The following is a 15,240-nucleotide window of genomic DNA, read 5'->3' as shown; positions in this document are numbered from 1 at the left end:
GGCCTGATGCTCCCCGTTCCGGCATTGCCAAGCGACGCGGATTTATCTTCACTGCAATTACTGCCGGGAGTTGAGGGAGCGTCGCCGTGTCCTGTCTCGCCACGAGGGCCCATCGGCCCTTGACGGTTCTGTCGATGCTCGCCGCAACCTTCGCCCTTGCCGGCTGCGCCTCGACGCCGGCCCCGGTCGCACAGCCGCAGAGGCCGCAGATCCGGCCCGCCGCCTATCCCGTGTCAGCGCTGGTCGGCTCCTGGGGCATCGCCAGCTATCGCGAGGATCGCGATCGGCCGCGCACCGAAACCATGGCCCGCCAGCACTGCCGCACGCCTTATGTCATCACGCCCGGCCCGACTGACGGCATTATGATGCACGTCGCCGACGACCCGAAGGCCTATGAGCTCACATTGAAGGGCGGTTCCGACGGCAAGACCTATCTCGGCTTCGAGACGCCGCCGCCGCATGCCCAGGACCGCGAGATCCTGTCGCTCACCGAGAACGTCGTCGTCATGCGCTTCATCGCGCCGGACGTCCACGCCCGCTACGGCACCTTCGTCTATGTGCGCTGCCCCGGCGGCGCCGCGGCGGCGCCGCCCCGCCGGACCTGAAGCTTCGAGGGAACAGCATGACCCAATCGTCCTTGATCCGGCGGCTGTCGCTGGTCGCCGCGGCAGGTTTCGCGAGCCTTATGGCCACCGGCGCGGCTCTGGCGCAGGCCGCGCCGCCCGCTGCCATGCGCGAGACCATGGCGATTGGCGACGAGCCCGGCCGCGTCTCCACCGAGGAGGTCATCATCCGCGAGGGAGCCTTCGCCCGGCAGCTTGTCTATTTCCGCTCCAACGAGCCGGTGGGCACGCTGGTCATCCATACCTCGGAGCGCTTCCTCTATCTCGTGCTCGGCAACAACCGCGCGCTCCGCTACGGCATCGGTGTCGGCCGCGAAGGCTTCACCTGGTCCGGCCTCGTCCGCGTGTCGCGCAAGGCGGAATGGCCGGACTGGACGCCGCCGCCGGAGATGATCCAGCGCCAGCCCTACCTGCCGCGCTTCATGGCCGGCGGTCCCGGCAATCCGATGGGTTCGCGCGCGCTCTATCTCGGCTCGACCATCTACCGCATCCACGGCACCAATCAACCCGAGACGATCGGCCATGCGGTGTCGTCCGGCTGCTTCCGCCTCGCCAATGGCGACGTGATCGACCTCTATTCGCGCGTGCCGGCCGGCACCAAGGTCGTCATCCGCCACGCCGCCGCGCTTTGAACCGCAGCCGCGATCCAACCCTCCGGAGATTTCGCCCATGCCGAATGCCCTGAGAGCCGGGTTCCTCGCCATTGCCGCCGTTCTCGGCCTCGGCGCTTTTGCCGCCAGCGCCCAGACGCTCGCGGCGGTCAAGGCGCGCGGCACGCTCAACTGCGGCGTCAGCCAGGGACTGGCCGGCTTCTCCGACCGCAACGCACAGGGCGTCTGGGCCGGGTTCGACGTCGACTTCTGCAAGGCCGTTGCGGCGGCCGTGCTGGGTGATCCGGCCAAGGTCACCTATGTCCCGCTCTCGGCGACCGAGCGCTTCGAGGCGCTGAGGGCCGGCCGTATCGACGTGCTGTCGCGCAATTCGACCTGGACGCTGGAGCGCGAGGTGGCGCTTGGCCTGATGTTCGCGGGCATCACCTTCCATGACGGGCAGGGCTTCATGGTGCTGCGCCGCCCGAACATCACCTCGGCGCTGGAGCTCGATGGCGTCACGGTCTGCGTACAGGCAGGTACGACCAGCGCGGACAATGTCGCCGACTATTTCCGCGCCAATTCGATGAAGCTGCAACTCGTCACCCTGCCGACCGCTGCGGAAGTGGTGCAGGCGCTCGATGGCGGCCGCTGCGACGCCATGACCACCGACCAGTCCGGCCTCTACGCCGAGCGGCTGAAGCTGAGCCAGCCCGGCGGGGCTGTGATCCTGCCCGACGTTATCTCCAAGGAGCCGCTCGGCCCGGTGACGCGCGCCGACGACCTGCACTGGTTCAACATCGTCAAATGGGTCAATTTCGCGCTGGTCAACGCCGAGGAGCTCGGCATTTCCGCCGCGACGGCCGATGAGGCCATGCGCTCGGCCAAGCCCGACGTGCGGCGCTTCGTCGGGGCCGAGGGCGACCTCGGCGTCAAGCTCGGGCTGGACGCCACCTTCGCCATCCGGGCAGTGAGGGCCGTCGGCAATTATGCCGAGGTCTACGAGCGCAATGTCGGCGCGCGCTCCAGCCTCGGCATTCCCCGCGGCCTGAACCAGCTCTGGTCGATGGGCGGCATCCTCTACGCGCCGCCCATGCGCTGATGTCGGCGAAATGCCGTTTCATTCGATGAAGCGGCGTTGTGCCCCCGTGGGCGCTTTGCTAGCCTTCCCTTGAACCTGCGGCTGACAGGCAGGACGCACGATATCGGGAGGCCCATGTCCGCGATCTTCGCCGGCCTGAAGGTCATCGACTGCGCGAGCTTCATCGCAGCTCCGGGGGCTGCCACCGTGCTCGCCGATTTCGGCGCCGATGTCGTGAAAGTGGAGCCGATCGGCGGCGACACGTTCCGCAATCTCTGGCAGACGCAGGGCCAGCCCCGCGCCGCGGAGAATTACCCATGGCTGCAGGCGAACCGTTCGCGCCGGGGGCTGGCGCTGAAGCTTGGCACGCCGGACGGCAATGCGGTTCTGCACCGCCTCGTCGAGGGCGCCGATGTCTTCATCACCAATACGCCGCTTCCGGCCCGCCGCCGGCTCGGCATCGACCACGAGACCCTGGCGCCGCTGAACGAGCGGCTGATCTATGCCTCGTTCACAGCCTATGGCGAGACCGGGCAGGAGGCCGACAAACCGGGCTTCGACAGCCTCGCATGGTGGGCGCGCTCGGGGCTCATGGACCAGGTGAAGGGCGATGCCAGCCTGCCTCCCGGCCGCTCGGTGCCGGGCATGGGCGACTATCCCTCGGCGATGGCGTTCTACGGCGCGATCGTGACCGCGCTCTATCGGCGCGAACGGACCGGCAAGGGCGGCCACGTCTCCTCGCATCTGATGGTCAACGGGCTGTGGTCGAATGCCTATCTCGCGCAGGCCAAACTGTGCGGAGCCGACATCCCCAGGCGCGTGCCGCGCGAACAGTCGCCCAACCCGCTGATGTGCCACTACCGCACGCGCGACGACCGCTGGCTGATCGTCTCCCTGCTGAATGGCGATGAGCAGTGGCCGGTCTTCGCCGAGAGGCTGGGCCTCGGCGCGCTCAAGGCGGATGCGCGTTTCGCCACCGGCACCTTGCGGGCCGAGAATGCGCCGGAACTGATCGCCATCGTCGACGGTATCGTCGCCGGCCGCACGCTTGGCGAATGGCGCGCCATCCTTGATGGCCACGGCCTTACCTTCGGCTTCGTCGCGAACCTCGACGATATGCTGACCGACCCGCAGGTGGCGGCGACCGAGACGCTCGTGCGCTTCGAGAACGAGGAGCTGATGACGGTCAACAGCCCGATCTTCGTCGATGGCGAGACGAAGCGCCAGCCGGGCAGGGCGCCCGCCATCGGCGAGCACTCGGATCAGGTGCTTGCCGAACTCGGCTTCAGTCACGAGGCGGTGGCCGAGATGCGCGCCAAGGGCATCGTGGCGGGCTAGGGACCGGAACAGGCGATCCGCCTGCCCGCTCATGGCGGCATGTGGTCCATGTCGATCATCTCGAGCTGGAAGCCGATGGCGCGCCTGAGGAAGGCCATCCTCCCACCCTGCACATAGGCCCAGTAGGCGGCCACCGCGAAGCTGTCGGGGTCGATGCCGTAGACGATGTCGTTGACGTGCAGCGTGCTGGAAAAGGCCTCGCGGTGCGGATACTGCGCCAGAACCCGCGCCCTAAGATCGGGGTCCATCAGTTCGATCTGCACCGCATAGGCCAGGGCTTCGTGCCATGCCCGGGGGAGCTTCCGGTGATCGGCTCCCAGCAGCTGATAGATGATCGCGTGGACGATTTCGTGCTTCAGGATCGATAGGGCGAGCGGCCGGTCCCATGGCAGGTTCCAGGGCCGCCGGCGATGCGCCCAGACCGAGGTCGAGCGGGTCATCCAGATCTCCCTGCGGGCGACGTGGTAGAAGCCGCTGGCGAGCCGCGGCTCGCCGCTCGTCGGAGAAGCCGCCTCATCGCCGTCCCGTTCGATGGCGACGGACGGCTGGAACCGGATCGTCACGCGCAGGTCGATGACAAGGCCGCCATCGGCGAAATGGCCGATGACCTCGCCGAGCGCCGCGCAGGCCTCGTCGTGTTCGTCGGGACTGCCGTTGATGGTGACGCCGTCGCGGCCGCAATCGGCATGCGCGGGGGCTGGCGCGGCGATCGCGAGCAGCATGATGACGGTCAGATGCAGGACCTGCAGCTGAGCCTGATGGACGTGATGATGCGCCATCGCCAGCACCTCCATCGGTGAGCCGGCCGGACGGGCTGGGAGAGGGATGATCGGGGAAGAGGCGCGGACGCTAGTGACGCGGGAAACGGCTGTCGCCGTTCGTTCGCATGTTGACGCCGGCCGCCACGGGCGACCGGGACGTGGTTCCCGGCGTCAGCGGGCCAGGACCACGGCCGCCTCGCGGGTGGTCGCCACGGCTTGCGAGACCTGCGTGACCGAGGCTGAAATGCCGGAGATGTTCTCGGAGATTTCACCGACGGCGCGGGCGGCCTGCTGCATGTTCTCCGACATGTCGCGCGTTACCGCGCTCTGTTCCTCGACCGAGGCGGCGGTGGCGACCACGTTGTTGCGCATGATCTCGATGGAGGCGCGGATGGAATCCAGCGCCTTGACCACATCGGACGAGATCGACTGCACGCCGTTGATCTCCGCGCCGATCTGTTCGGTGGCCTTGGCCGCCTGATTGGCGAGATTCTTCACCTCCTGTGCCACGACCGCGAACCCGCGGCCAGCCTCGCCGGCACGCGCCGACTCGATGGTGGCGTTGAGCGCCAGCAGGTTGATCTGCCCGGCAATGGTGTTGATGAGGCCGACAATGCCGCCCATGGCGGCGGCCGCATCCGACAGCTTCTGCGAGAAGCCGCCGGCCGCGTTGGTTTGCTCCAGCGCGCTGTCGGTGGCGCTCTGCGACTTGGACATCATCTGCGAGATTTCGGCGACGGAGGCGGCAAGCTCCTCCGAGGCGGCGGCCATGGTCTGCACGCTGTCGCGCGTCGCGTCGGCCGCGGCCAGCGCATTGTTCGATTCCTGCGACGATCGTCCGACTGCCTGGTCGATCTCGCTGAAGTTCCGGTCGATCATGGTGCGCAGCGTCGCGAGCAGATTCATCTGCTCGGTAATGTCGGTGGCGAACTTGACCACCTTGGTTGGCCGGCCCGAAGCATCGAGGATCGGATTGTAGGAAGCCTGGATCCAGATCTCGCGCCCGCCCTTGCCGACCCGCTTGTACTGCGCCGCCTGATACTCACCGCGCTTCAGTGCAGCCCAGAAAGCCGCATATTCCGCGCTCGCCTTGAGCGCCGGCTCGCAGAACATCGAATGGTGCTGGCCCTTGATCTCGGCCAGCGAATAGCCGACCGCGCCGAGGAAATTGTCGTTGGCGTTCAGAATGATGCCGTCGAGCGTGAACTCGATCACCGCCTGCGCCTTGCCGATGGCCGCGATCTGCCCGGCGCGGTCGGCGTCCGTCGTCTTTTGCGCCGTGATGTCGGTGGCGAATTTCACCACCCTGTAGGGTTTGCCGGAGCGGTCGAGCAGCGGATTGTAGGAGGCCTCGATCCAGATTTCCCGTCCGTCCTTGCCGATGCGCCGGAACTGGGCGGCTTCGAACTGCCCCGTCCGCAGCCTTTGCCAGAAGCCACGGTAGTCGTCGCTGTCCCGGTAGGCGGGCTCGACGAACATCGAATGATGCCGCCCCTTGATCTCGGCCAGCGAGTAGCCGACCGCGCCGAGAAAGTTGGAATTGGCGTTGAGAATGACCCCGTCGAGATCAAATTCGATGATTGCCTGAACGCGGTCGAGAGCGGTGAGCTTGGCGGCGGCGTCGTCGGCGGAATTGGCGAACATGCGGAGCATCTGGCGTGCCTCAATTTCTTCGGGCGGCAGGACGTCTCAAGGTCGAAATCACAGGATTCCGTGCATGCGATGCGTTCGAAAAGCCTGATCCTTGGTTGGTTAAGAGTTACTTAAGAGGGAATGGCGATCAGAGATTTGGCGCAGCCTGTTCGAGAATGCCTAAAATATGAGCTGAAACAATTATTTCATGACGCATTACCAAGAGTTTCATTAGTCTATCATGGCGCGATCTTGTTGTTCCGGTCGCGAGTATGTGCAGGTCTTCCGCAGGGTTTTCCTGAACTTTTTGTCATATAGATCAAATATTATGGAAAAATGTGGCAATTGTTATTTTAAATGTATCATACTTGGATTTATAGCTGTTACACGTGCAGGTTGATTTGAGCGCAACCGGACCCATCGCCCCTCGTTGCCCGACTGCCGAGCCGTGGTAACGGCCTTGTGAAGTACGCTCCGTGCTACCGTTGCCACAGAAACTCTCGCGATTCGGCGAGGCTGGGCATGGGGAATGGCGTGAACGCCCTGCCACGGGAACGCTCGCTGACGCTCTATCTTGCTGCCTTTGCCGCGGCGCTCGCCATTCCGTTGTTGATCGTCGCCGGCCTTTTCGCCTGGAGCTTCACGGCCGGCGAGCGTGCCCGGCTGGAGGAGATCGCGGCTCGTCGCAACGACGAGATCATCAAACAGATCGACCGGCTGCTGACCACGCGCCTTGCCATTCTGGAGGCGCTGGCGACGTCACCGGCCATCGATGCCGCCGATTTCGACCGGTTCGACGTCCAGGCGCGGTCGCTCGCCGGCATGGGCATCGAGATCAGGCTGCGGCGGCTCGATGGGCAGCTTGTCGTCGATACCGGCGTGCCGAAGGGGCAGACGCTGCCGCAATGGCCGATGCTTGCGCCGATGAGTGAAGCGATTGCTTCGGGCCAGCCGGTGTTCAGCGATCTGTTCGTGAGCCGCGGCAATGGCCGTTTCGCCGTGTCGATCTTCGTGCCCGTTCTGCGCGACGGCACGACCAGGTACCTGATCAGCACGATCTTCGATCCGTCGGTCTTCTCGCGGGCGATGGTCGATCGCGGTATCGCCGCGCCCTATTTCGCATCCCTCGCGGACCGCGCGGGCCTCATTGTCGCGCGCTCGGAACGCCACGAAGAGACACTCGGGAGGCCGCTCCCCGGCTTTGCGCGCGCGGTGGGAGAGAGCGGCCACTGGACGGGGGTCAATCCACAGGGTGTCAAGGTCTCCGCCTTCTATCGGCGTTCGCAGGTATCCGGCTGGCTGATGACCGTTGGCGTCGATCAGGCCGTCCTCAACGCCTCGCTGACGCGCTCGCTCATCTGGCTCTTCGGCATCGCCGGAGTGCTGCTGGTGGCGTCCGTCGGGCTTGCCACCCTGATCCTGCGGCGTCTGACCAGCGCGACGACGGCGATGACCGAGGCGGCGGGTGCGCTCGCGCGCGGCCAGCTCACCGTGGCGCCGCGAACCGGTATCCAGGAGATCAACCAGGCTGGCGATGCCTTCGCGCAGGCCTCCATCAAGCTGCACGTGCAGGCGACCGCGCTGGCGCGCGCGAACCGCGAGCTCGAACAGCGGGTCGAGCAGCGCACTGAGGAGCTGCGGGAGAGCGAGGAGCGCTATCGGCTCCTCGCCGAAAACGCCTCGGACCTGATCATCCTGCGCAATATCGCCGGCAAGATATTCTACGCCTCGCCGTCATCGCTGAAGCTGCTCGGTTTCACCCCGGCGGAAATGCTCGATGTCACGCCCTCGACCATGGTCCATCCGGACGACTGGTTGCGCGTCGATGCGATCAATCGCGCCATCGGGGCGGGCGACGAACTCGGTTATTCCATCCATCGGCTGCGCCACAAGGCGGGCCACTGGGTCTGGATCCAGGCGGCCTACAGCCGGCTGAGCGGCGTCGGCCCCGACCAGCCGAACATCATGGTCATCGTGCGCGACGACACCGAGCGCCAGCAGCACGAGATGCGCCTCAACCAGTCCAACGAGGCGCTGCGCCAGTTTTCGGCCATCGTCTCGCACGATTTGCAGGCGCCGCTGCGCCACATCAACATGTTCTCCGACATGCTGAAGCTGAAGGTGGAAGCGAGCGATGCCGAGGCCGCCGGCTATGCCACCCACATCATGGCCAGTGTCGAGCGCATGCAGCGCCTGATCCGGAGCCTGATCGCCTACACCCAGGTCGCCTATGCCACCGTGCGCGCCGACGAGGTGCCGCTGACGCGGGTGGTGGATGACGCCATGGCGCTGGTCGCCGCCGACCTGCGCGACAGCGGCGGCGAGGTGAAGGTCTCCAGGCTGCCGGTCGTGACGGGCGACGCGGACCTGCTCTGCCGGCTGTTTCAGAATCTGCTCGCCAATGCGCTGAAGTACCGCAGCGCCTCGGCCCCCGTTATCCACATCCGCGCCCGCGCGGCGGGACAGTTCTGGGAGCTGTCCGTCGAGGACAACGGCATCGGCATCGACCCGCAGTACCGCGACCGGATCTTCGAGATATTCCGCAGGCTTCACAAGGACGAGAGCCGCTATGCCGGCATGGGTCTCGGGCTCGCGCTTGGCAAGCGCATCGTCGAGAGCCACGGCGGCGAGATCTGGCTCGACACGGACCACTCGCCGGGCGCCTGCTTCCGGTTTACACTCCCGCGCGCCAAAGGACCGCACGCTTGATCGACCCATGAGCCGGGAGGCCGGGAACGATGACCAGGACGAGACGGTGCATGCTGATCGTCGATGACGATCCGAACGAGGCGCTGTTCCTCCGCAACGCCTTCAGCGGGCGCGCCGGCTGGCTCGACATACGCCACGCGGAAAGCGGCGAGGCGGCGCTCGACGAGATCGCACGTGCCATCCCCGATCTGGTTCTTCTCGACATCAACATGCCCGGCATGGACGGCTACGACGTGCTCGACCGCATCCGGGGCGGCAAGGCCACCCAGGGCCTGCCGACGCTGATGTTCTCGTCCTCGGAGCGCGAGGACGACATCGAGCGGTCCTACCGCGCCCATGCCAACGCCTACGTGGTCAAACCGCGGTCCTCGGACGGCTATCGCCAGCTTGCCGAGAATATCGAGCGGTTCTGGTACGAGACCGCGCGGGTCTGACGGCGCGGTTCGTCAGTCGTAGCGCAGCTCGGTCGCCTTGCCCCGGAACACCCAGTAGGCCAGCACGGAATAGGCGATGATCACCGGCAGGACGAAACAGGCGCCGGCGAAGATGATCATCAGGCTTTCCGGGGCGGAGGCTGCCTGCCAGATGGTCAGGCGGTCCGGCACCACATAGGGGTAGAAGGAATAGGCGAGCCCGGTGAAGCCGAGCACGTTGAGCAGCACCGCGCCGACGAAGGGCACGAAATCGAGGCTGTGATCGGCGCGCGGCATGCGTTGCAGCATCATCCAGACGCCGACGATGATGGCCCCGCTCATCAGCGGGATGGGCGCCAGCGCGATGATTTCCGGGAACGAGAACCACTTGGCGAAGATCCGCGGCGAGGCGAGCGGCGTCGCGATCGATACGGCCGCCATGCCGAGAATGACCGCGCCGAGCGTCAGCCGCGCCCAGCGCACGGCCTTCACGTGCAGGTCCTTCTCGGTCTTCATCACCAGCCAGCAGGCGCCGATGAAGGCATAGGCCGCGGCAAGACACAGCGCCGTCAGCACCGCGAAGGCATGGGCTGTGAAGCCGCCGGCGAAACCGTTGATGTAGAGGCCGAGCATGTAGCCCTGCGACAGCGCCGCAACCAGCGATCCCGCGAAGAAGGCGCGATCCCACCACGGCTTGAACGGTGCTCCGGCCTTGGCCCGGAACTCGAAGGCGACGCCGCGCACGATCAGCGCGATCAGCAGGAAGGCGACCGGCCCGTAGAGCGTCGAGAGGATGACGCCGTGCGCCGTCGGGAACCCGACCAGCAGCAGGCCGACCGCCATGACCAGCCAGGTCTCGTTGGCATCCCAGAATGGCCCGATGGAGGCGATCATCCGGTCCTTTTCCTCCTGCGTCGCCTGCGGCAGGAGGATGCCGACCCCGAGGTCGTAGCCGTCGAGGATGACGTAGAGCAGGATCGACACGCCCATCAGGACGGCGAAGGCGACGGGCAGCCAGACAGCCTGGTCCATGGTTTCCTCCTCACGCCTTGGCGGTTTCGCCGGGCAGACCTTCGTGGACGAAGGGAATCTGATCCTTGTCCTTGACGGTTGTGCCGGGGATGCGCGCCTTGCGGGCGAGATAGAACAGCACGCTGACATAGGCCGCGAGCAGGAAGGCGTAGGTGGCCAGATAGGCCGCCAGCGTGGCTGCGATCATCGGGGCGGGAACCGCCGAGACCGCGTCGGCGGTGCGCAGGACGCCGGAGACGAGCCAGGGCTGGCGCCCGATCTCGGTCACGTACCACCCGGCCAGCGTCGCGACCCAGCCGGCGAAGGTCATGGCGACCAGCGCGCGGTTGACGAGCGGGATCGGCTCGCCGCGCCGCCAGATCTGGAGGGTCGCGAGCCACGAGACCGCGAGCATCAGCAGGCCGATGCCGACCATGATACGGAAGGCGAAGAAGACAGGCTTCACCGGCGGGTGGTTGCCGCGGAAATCGTTGAGACCCGGCACCACCGCGTTCGGCGAATGGCCGAGAATGAGGCTTGCGCCGTAGGGGATCGCGATCTCGTAGTGGTTGTCGCGCGCCTGCTCGTCAGGCCAGGCGAACAGGACCAGCGGCACGGCCGGCCGCGTCTCCCAGTTCGCCTCCATGGCCGCGACCTTCTGCGGCTGATGCTTCAGCGTGTTGAGGCCGTGCTGGTCGCCGACGAAGATCTGGATCGGAATGAGGATCGCGGCAAGCACCACGCCGGTCGTCAGCGCGGCGCTCACCGCCGGCCGCTCGTCGCCCTTCAGGCGCTGATAGGCGGACAGCCCGGCGATCAGGAAGGCGACGGTCAGCCCCGAGGCGAGCACCATATGCGTCAGCCGGTAGGGCATCGAGGGGTTGAAGACGATCTGCCACCAGTCGACCGCATGGGCAACGCCGTCGCGCATCTCGTGGCCGACAGGCGTCTGCATCCACGAATTGAGCGCGAGAATCCAGAAAGCCGATAGCGCCGTGCCGAACGCGACCAGCACGGTGGCCAGCGTGTGCAGCCAGCCCGGCACGCGGCGGAAGCCGAACAGCATGATGCCGAGGAAGCCGGCCTCCAGGAAGAAGGCCGTGAGAATCTCGTAAGCCAGCAGCGGGCCCGCGATATTGCCGACCTTCTCCATGTAGCCCGGCCAGTTCGTGCCGAACTGGAAGCTCATGGTGATGCCGGAGACGACGCCAAGAGCGAAGGTGAGGGCGAAGACCTTCACGTAGAGCCGGTAGGCCTCCATCCATTTCTCGTCGCCCGAGCGCGCATAGCGGACCTTGAAGTAGATCAGCACCCACGACAGCGCGATCGAGATCGTCGGGAAGAGGATGTGGAACGAGATGTTCGCGCCGAACTGGATGCGGGCGAGCAGGGTGGGGTCGAGGTCCGACATCATCAAGCCTCCGGCTTGGCGGTTCTGGTCTCGGTCTTCTTCGCGCGCCCTCCGGGCATGACGAAGAGCCTATCCTTCATTTCCAGCACTTTCACGACCTTTGTGCCGAGCGTCAGAAGCTGGACAAGTCTTTCGGTCTCCAGCCGCTGCATGTCGGCATACCAGCCGGTCAGGAGTTCGATGAGCTCGTGCATGTCGCGCATGCGCGCCTGCGCGTGGCGCTCCTCGTCGGAGGCCGGCGCCTGCATCAGCAGTTCGCGGAGCATGGTGAGGGTGGGGTCGATCTCGCGCTTCTTGCGCTCCTCGACCAATGTGCGGACGATGGCCCAGACATCCTCGGGCGTGGTGAAGAAGTCACGCCGGTCGCCGGGAACGTGTTTCAGCCGCACGAGATTCCAGGCCTGCAATTCCTTCAGGCCCATGGAAACGTTGGAGCGCGAGACGCCGAGCCGCTCGACGAGATCGTCCGCGCAAAGCGGCCGGTCCGATGCGAACAGCACGGCGTAGATCTGTCCGACAGTGCGGTTGATGCCCCAGCGAGATCCCATCTCGCCGAAATGGAGCACGAAAGCCTGGACCAGCGGGGGGAGGGTCATCGGCGCATTCCGAATTTTCAGTCAAAACTGAAAATAGAGAAATTGAGGCGGCCGAACATGCGACAGTTTGTCAGGGCAGGGCTGCATTCAACCGAGACGACCTGGGATCCAGATGATCCCGCAGCCAGCCGGACAATCCCCTCTCGACTCCACGCTATGTTCCAATAGATATAGCGGGTGCCCCCTGCCAGTGCCTCCGGGAGTTTCCGATGATCCGCATGCTGTCCCGCCTCGCCGCTGCCGCGGCCCTTCTCATCTTGGCGGCCGCGCCGCAGCCCGCCGCCGCGCAGGACCGGGGCGTGGTCGTGTTCGCAGCCGCCAGCCTCCAGACCGCGCTCAACGCGATCGGCGCCGAATGGCGCAAGGAGACCGGCAAGCAGGTGACCTTCTCCTATGCCGCCTCCTCCGCGCTCGCCCGCCAGATCGAGCAGGGCGCGCCGGCCGACCTCTTCGCCTCGGCGGACCTCGAATGGATGAACTGGATGCAGCAGCGCAATCTGATCAAGGTCGAGACGCGCTCGACGCTGCTCGCCAATTCGCTGGTGCTGATCGCTGCCCCCGACGTCCAGTCCAGCCTGACGATCGCGCCGAATTTCCCGCTGGCCGCGGCCATCGGCGATTCGCGCCTCGCCACCGGCGACCCCCGCGCTGTCCCCGTCGGCCGCTATGCGCAGGCCGCGCTCACCCATCTCGGTGTGTGGAACGACGTCCAGCCGAAGGTAGCGGGCGCCGACAATGTGCGCGCCGCGCTTGCCCTCGTCGCCCGTGGCGAAGCCCGCTACGGCATCGTCTACGCGACCGATGCCAGAACCGAGCCGCGCGTGAAGGTGGTCGGCACGTTCCCGGCCGGCAGCCACCCGCCGGTCGAATATCCCTTCGCCCTGACCGCCTCGGCGCGCCACGCCGATGCCGCGGCCTTTCTCGCCTACTTGCGTTCTCCGGCCGCAACCCGGATTTTCGAGGCGGAAGGCTTTACTGTCCGGCGGTAGGATGACGTGCTGATCGACCATGCCAGGCGCGCGTCCGCGCAAGCTGCGGGCGCGCCGCCATGATCATCTTTGACTGCCGGCTGGAACGGCCGGACTTCACATTCGATGCCGCCTTCGAGGCAGGCGCGGGCGTCACCGCCCTGTTCGGACCGTCAGGTTCCGGCAAGTCGACGGCGATCCGCCTGATCGCCGGGCTGGAGGCGCCGACGCGCGGGCGCATCCTTGTCAATGGCGAGACGCTGCTCGACACGCAGGCGGGCATCGCGATGAAGCCGCACGCGCGGCGCATCGGCCTGGTCTTTCAGGATGCGCTGCTCTTTCCACATCTCTCCGTGCGCCAGAACCTCACCTATGGACGCTGGTTCACGCCGCGCGCCGAGCGGCGGATCGACCTCGACACGGTGGTCGAGGTTCTCGGCATCGGCCATCTTCTCAAGCGGCGGCCGGCCACCCTGTCCGGCGGCGAGCGCCAGCGCGTCGCTATCGGCCGCGCGCTGCTGACCTCGCCGCGTCTTCTGCTGATGGACGAGCCGCTCGCCTCGCTCGACACCGCCCGCAAGCTGGAGGTTCTGCCGTTCATCGAGCGGCTGCGCGACGAGTTCGCCATCCCGATCATCTATGTCAGTCATGCGGTTGACGAGGTGGCGCGGCTCGCCGCGCACGTGGTGCGGCTGGACCAGGGGCGCGTCACGGCCGCCGGGTCTCCTTCCGCCGTGCTGACGCCGACGACGGTCGCGGCCTCCGCCGACCGCTTCGCCGCCGTGTCGTTCATCACTGGCACGCAGGCGCGCATCCTGCCTCGGTTCGGCGTGACCGCGCTCCGGCATCCCGCCGGCGAGATCGTCGTGCCCGGCATCGTCGAGGGCGATGGCCCGGTGCGCGTGGCCATCCGTGCGACGGATGTGACGCTGGCGGTCGGCCGGCCCGGCCAGATCAGCGTCCGGACACTGCTCGCCGGCCGCATCGTCGCGATGGACCGGGGCGAGGGACCTCTGGCGCTCGCAACCGTGGAACTCGCAGGCGGCGAGCGGCTGGTCGCCTATCTCACGCGCCTCGCGGTGGACGATCTCGGCCTCGATGTCGGCGACGATGTCACGGCGCTGGTGAAGACGGCCGCCGTGGACGAGCGCGGCGTTCCGGGGCTGAAGGTGGTCGGGTCATGAGTCGGGAACAGGCGCTCCTCGCGCGGGCGGCGCTGGTCCTCGCTGCCCTGGCGCTCGCCGGCTGCGCGACGGTCGGCGCGCCGCCCTGTCCGCCGGGCGGCCGCGACCGGGTCGTAGCCGACCTGATGTTCGGCCGGAACATCGGCGGCGCGCTCGGTGTCTCGGAGCGCAGCTTCGCGCGCTTCGTCGATGCGGAGGTGACGCCGCGCTTTCCCGACGGGCTGACGATCCTCGATACGCGCGGGCAGTACCGCTCGGCGAACGGCGCGCTGATCCGCGAGCCCGGCAAGGTCATCACCATCGTTCTCGCCGACGAGGCGCGCGACCTGCCGCGTCTGGCGGAAGTGGCGGAGGCCTACAAGCGCCGCTTCCGGCAGGAATCGGTCGGGGTGATCACCCGTCGCGCCTGCGTGGCCTTCTAGGGCCGCTCGCGCAGTTCCGTCTCGAAGGGCCCGAGTTCCTCGCGGACGACATCGCCCATCCGCGCCTCGATGCGCCTGTAGGCCGCGACGAGGTCGTGCCCAAAGGCGGTGAGCTTGGCGCCGCCGCCATGCGCGCCGCCAGCGGAGGCCGTGACGGCGGGCGTGCGGAACAGGGCGTTGACCGCATCGACCAGCAGCCAGGCGCGGCGATAGGACATGCCGAGTTCGCGGCCGGCGGCCGAGATCGATCCGGTGCGGCCGATCGCCTCCAGCAGGTCGATCTTGCCCGGGCCGAGCCGGGCCTCGTCGCCGAAGAGGATGCGGATGCGCGGGATCGCGCCGGCAAGGCCGGGGGTCTCGGCGGATGCCTGATCGGCAGGCGCGGGCTGGCGCGAAGGCAAGGCGTGTTTCCTCGATGGAGCGGACGGGTGAGGCGTTGGCGATGAGCCTAGCGGCGCAAGGTCGCATGGTGCAATCGGTTCGCGACCGATTGACTTGAAC

At 66.8% G+C, this 15,240-nt stretch carries 15 protein-coding genes; 9 read left to right on the top strand and 6 right to left on the bottom strand.

Annotation, left to right across the window (positions count from 1 at the left end; all coding sequences use genetic code 11):
- Window positions 1-119: 119 nt before the first annotated feature.
- The 4 genes from JNK84_RS07430 (at window position 120) to JNK84_RS07415 (ending at window position 3,632) form a co-directional block, all read left to right on the top strand.
- Window positions 120-605: a hypothetical protein gene (locus JNK84_RS07430; protein WP_293422274.1), complete on the top strand. Its 486-nt coding sequence runs from the start codon at window positions 120-122 to the stop codon at window positions 603-605.
- A gap of 17 nt (window positions 606-622) precedes the next feature.
- On the top strand, window positions 623-1,255 hold the full coding sequence (locus JNK84_RS07425; protein ID WP_293422271.1) for a L,D-transpeptidase: 633 nt from the start codon (window positions 623-625) through the stop codon (window positions 1,253-1,255).
- 37 nt (window positions 1,256-1,292) lie between these two features.
- Window positions 1,293-2,315: an amino acid ABC transporter substrate-binding protein gene (locus tag JNK84_RS07420; RefSeq protein ID WP_293422268.1), complete on the top strand. Its 1,023-nt coding sequence runs from the start codon at window positions 1,293-1,295 to the stop codon at window positions 2,313-2,315.
- A gap of 114 nt (window positions 2,316-2,429) precedes the next feature.
- Window positions 2,430-3,632 (top strand): CaiB/BaiF CoA transferase family protein, encoded by a 1,203-nt coding sequence (locus JNK84_RS07415; RefSeq protein WP_293422265.1) that lies wholly within the window; start codon window positions 2,430-2,432, stop codon window positions 3,630-3,632.
- Between the two features lie 29 nt (window positions 3,633-3,661).
- Here JNK84_RS07415 and JNK84_RS07410 read toward each other — a convergent pair whose 3' ends face one another.
- Window positions 3,662-4,411, bottom strand: coding sequence for a DUF6639 family protein (locus JNK84_RS07410; RefSeq protein ID WP_293422262.1), 750 nt, complete (start codon window positions 4,409-4,411; stop codon window positions 3,662-3,664).
- A 153-nt stretch (window positions 4,412-4,564) separates the two neighbouring features.
- Window positions 4,565-6,046, bottom strand: coding sequence for a methyl-accepting chemotaxis protein (locus tag JNK84_RS07405; protein WP_441343210.1), 1,482 nt, complete (start codon window positions 6,044-6,046; stop codon window positions 4,565-4,567).
- A gap of 501 nt (window positions 6,047-6,547) precedes the next feature.
- Here JNK84_RS07405 and JNK84_RS07400 point away from each other — a divergent pair.
- Both JNK84_RS07400 and JNK84_RS07395 read left to right on the top strand, forming a co-directional pair.
- Window positions 6,548-8,734, top strand: a complete 2,187-nt coding sequence (locus tag JNK84_RS07400) for a sensor histidine kinase (protein ID WP_293422259.1) — start codon at window positions 6,548-6,550, stop codon at window positions 8,732-8,734.
- A gap of 50 nt (window positions 8,735-8,784) precedes the next feature.
- Entirely contained in the window at window positions 8,785-9,168 is a 384-nt protein-coding gene (locus tag JNK84_RS07395; RefSeq protein WP_293422256.1) for a response regulator, read from the top strand.
- A 12-nt stretch (window positions 9,169-9,180) separates the two neighbouring features.
- Here JNK84_RS07395 and JNK84_RS07390 read toward each other — a convergent pair whose 3' ends face one another.
- The 3 genes from JNK84_RS07390 to JNK84_RS07380 are packed head-to-tail and all read right to left on the bottom strand — an operon-like array spanning window position 9,181 to window position 12,165.
- Window positions 9,181-10,179 (bottom strand): cytochrome d ubiquinol oxidase subunit II, encoded by a 999-nt coding sequence (locus JNK84_RS07390; RefSeq protein ID WP_293422253.1) that lies wholly within the window; start codon window positions 10,177-10,179, stop codon window positions 9,181-9,183.
- Between the two features lie 10 nt (window positions 10,180-10,189).
- Window positions 10,190-11,569 (bottom strand): cytochrome ubiquinol oxidase subunit I, encoded by a 1,380-nt coding sequence (locus tag JNK84_RS07385; protein WP_293422250.1) that lies wholly within the window; start codon window positions 11,567-11,569, stop codon window positions 10,190-10,192.
- 2 nt (window positions 11,570-11,571) lie between these two features.
- Window positions 11,572-12,165: a GbsR/MarR family transcriptional regulator gene (locus JNK84_RS07380; RefSeq protein ID WP_293422247.1), complete on the bottom strand. Its 594-nt coding sequence runs from the start codon at window positions 12,163-12,165 to the stop codon at window positions 11,572-11,574.
- A gap of 209 nt (window positions 12,166-12,374) precedes the next feature.
- Between JNK84_RS07380 and modA the strand changes: the two genes are divergently transcribed.
- From modA to JNK84_RS07365, 3 genes are read left to right on the top strand one after another with little or no spacing between them, the layout of a single operon-like run.
- Entirely contained in the window at window positions 12,375-13,154 is a 780-nt protein-coding gene (gene modA, locus JNK84_RS07375) for a molybdate ABC transporter substrate-binding protein (RefSeq protein ID WP_293422244.1), read from the top strand.
- Between the two features lie 59 nt (window positions 13,155-13,213).
- Entirely contained in the window at window positions 13,214-14,317 is a 1,104-nt protein-coding gene (gene modC, locus JNK84_RS07370; RefSeq protein ID WP_293422241.1) for a molybdenum ABC transporter ATP-binding protein, read from the top strand.
- Window positions 14,314-14,739: a DUF3574 domain-containing protein gene (locus JNK84_RS07365; protein ID WP_293422238.1), complete on the top strand. Its 426-nt coding sequence runs from the start codon at window positions 14,314-14,316 to the stop codon at window positions 14,737-14,739. Before modC ends, JNK84_RS07365 begins: the two co-directional genes overlap by 4 nt.
- Here the strand turns inward: JNK84_RS07365 and JNK84_RS07360 are convergent.
- The gene (locus JNK84_RS07360; protein WP_293422235.1) at window positions 14,736-15,140 is read right to left on the bottom strand and encodes a winged helix-turn-helix domain-containing protein; all 405 of its coding nucleotides are present in this window, start codon (window positions 15,138-15,140) and stop codon (window positions 14,736-14,738) included. The two genes, JNK84_RS07365 and JNK84_RS07360, sit on opposite strands and share 4 nt — an antisense overlap.
- Window positions 15,141-15,240 lie beyond the last annotated feature (100 nt).

The sequence above is a fragment of the Phreatobacter sp. genome (genome assembly GCF_016793595.1).
Lineage (GTDB): Bacteria > Pseudomonadota > Alphaproteobacteria > Rhizobiales > Phreatobacteraceae > Phreatobacter.
This window is presented reverse-complemented; position numbering and strand designations above follow the sequence as displayed.

Excerpts from the sequence above, each read along its gene's own strand:
- JNK84_RS07425 (WP_293422271.1), top strand. The coding sequence starts at position 623 with ATGACCCAATCGTCCTTGATCCGGCGGCTGTCGCTGGTCGCCGCGGCA.
- JNK84_RS07420 (WP_293422268.1), top strand. The coding sequence starts at position 1,293 with ATGCCGAATGCCCTGAGAGCCGGGTTCCTCGCCATTGCCGCCGTTCTC.
- JNK84_RS07415 (WP_293422265.1), top strand. The coding sequence starts at position 2,430 with ATGTCCGCGATCTTCGCCGGCCTGAAGGTCATCGACTGCGCGAGCTTC.
- JNK84_RS07410 (WP_293422262.1), bottom strand. The coding sequence starts at position 4,411 with ATGGCGCATCATCACGTCCATCAGGCTCAGCTGCAGGTCCTGCATCTG.
- JNK84_RS07405 (WP_441343210.1), bottom strand. The coding sequence starts at position 6,046 with ATGCTCCGCATGTTCGCCAATTCCGCCGACGACGCCGCCGCCAAGCTC.
- JNK84_RS07400 (WP_293422259.1), top strand. The coding sequence starts at position 6,548 with ATGGGGAATGGCGTGAACGCCCTGCCACGGGAACGCTCGCTGACGCTC.
- JNK84_RS07395 (WP_293422256.1), top strand. The coding sequence starts at position 8,785 with ATGCTGATCGTCGATGACGATCCGAACGAGGCGCTGTTCCTCCGCAAC.
- JNK84_RS07390 (WP_293422253.1), bottom strand. The coding sequence starts at position 10,179 with ATGGACCAGGCTGTCTGGCTGCCCGTCGCCTTCGCCGTCCTGATGGGC.
- JNK84_RS07385 (WP_293422250.1), bottom strand. The coding sequence starts at position 11,569 with ATGTCGGACCTCGACCCCACCCTGCTCGCCCGCATCCAGTTCGGCGCG.
- JNK84_RS07380 (WP_293422247.1), bottom strand. The coding sequence starts at position 12,165 with ATGACCCTCCCCCCGCTGGTCCAGGCTTTCGTGCTCCATTTCGGCGAG.
- modA (WP_293422244.1), top strand. The coding sequence starts at position 12,375 with ATGATCCGCATGCTGTCCCGCCTCGCCGCTGCCGCGGCCCTTCTCATC.
- modC (WP_293422241.1), top strand. The coding sequence starts at position 13,214 with ATGATCATCTTTGACTGCCGGCTGGAACGGCCGGACTTCACATTCGAT.
- JNK84_RS07365 (WP_293422238.1), top strand. The coding sequence starts at position 14,314 with ATGAGTCGGGAACAGGCGCTCCTCGCGCGGGCGGCGCTGGTCCTCGCT.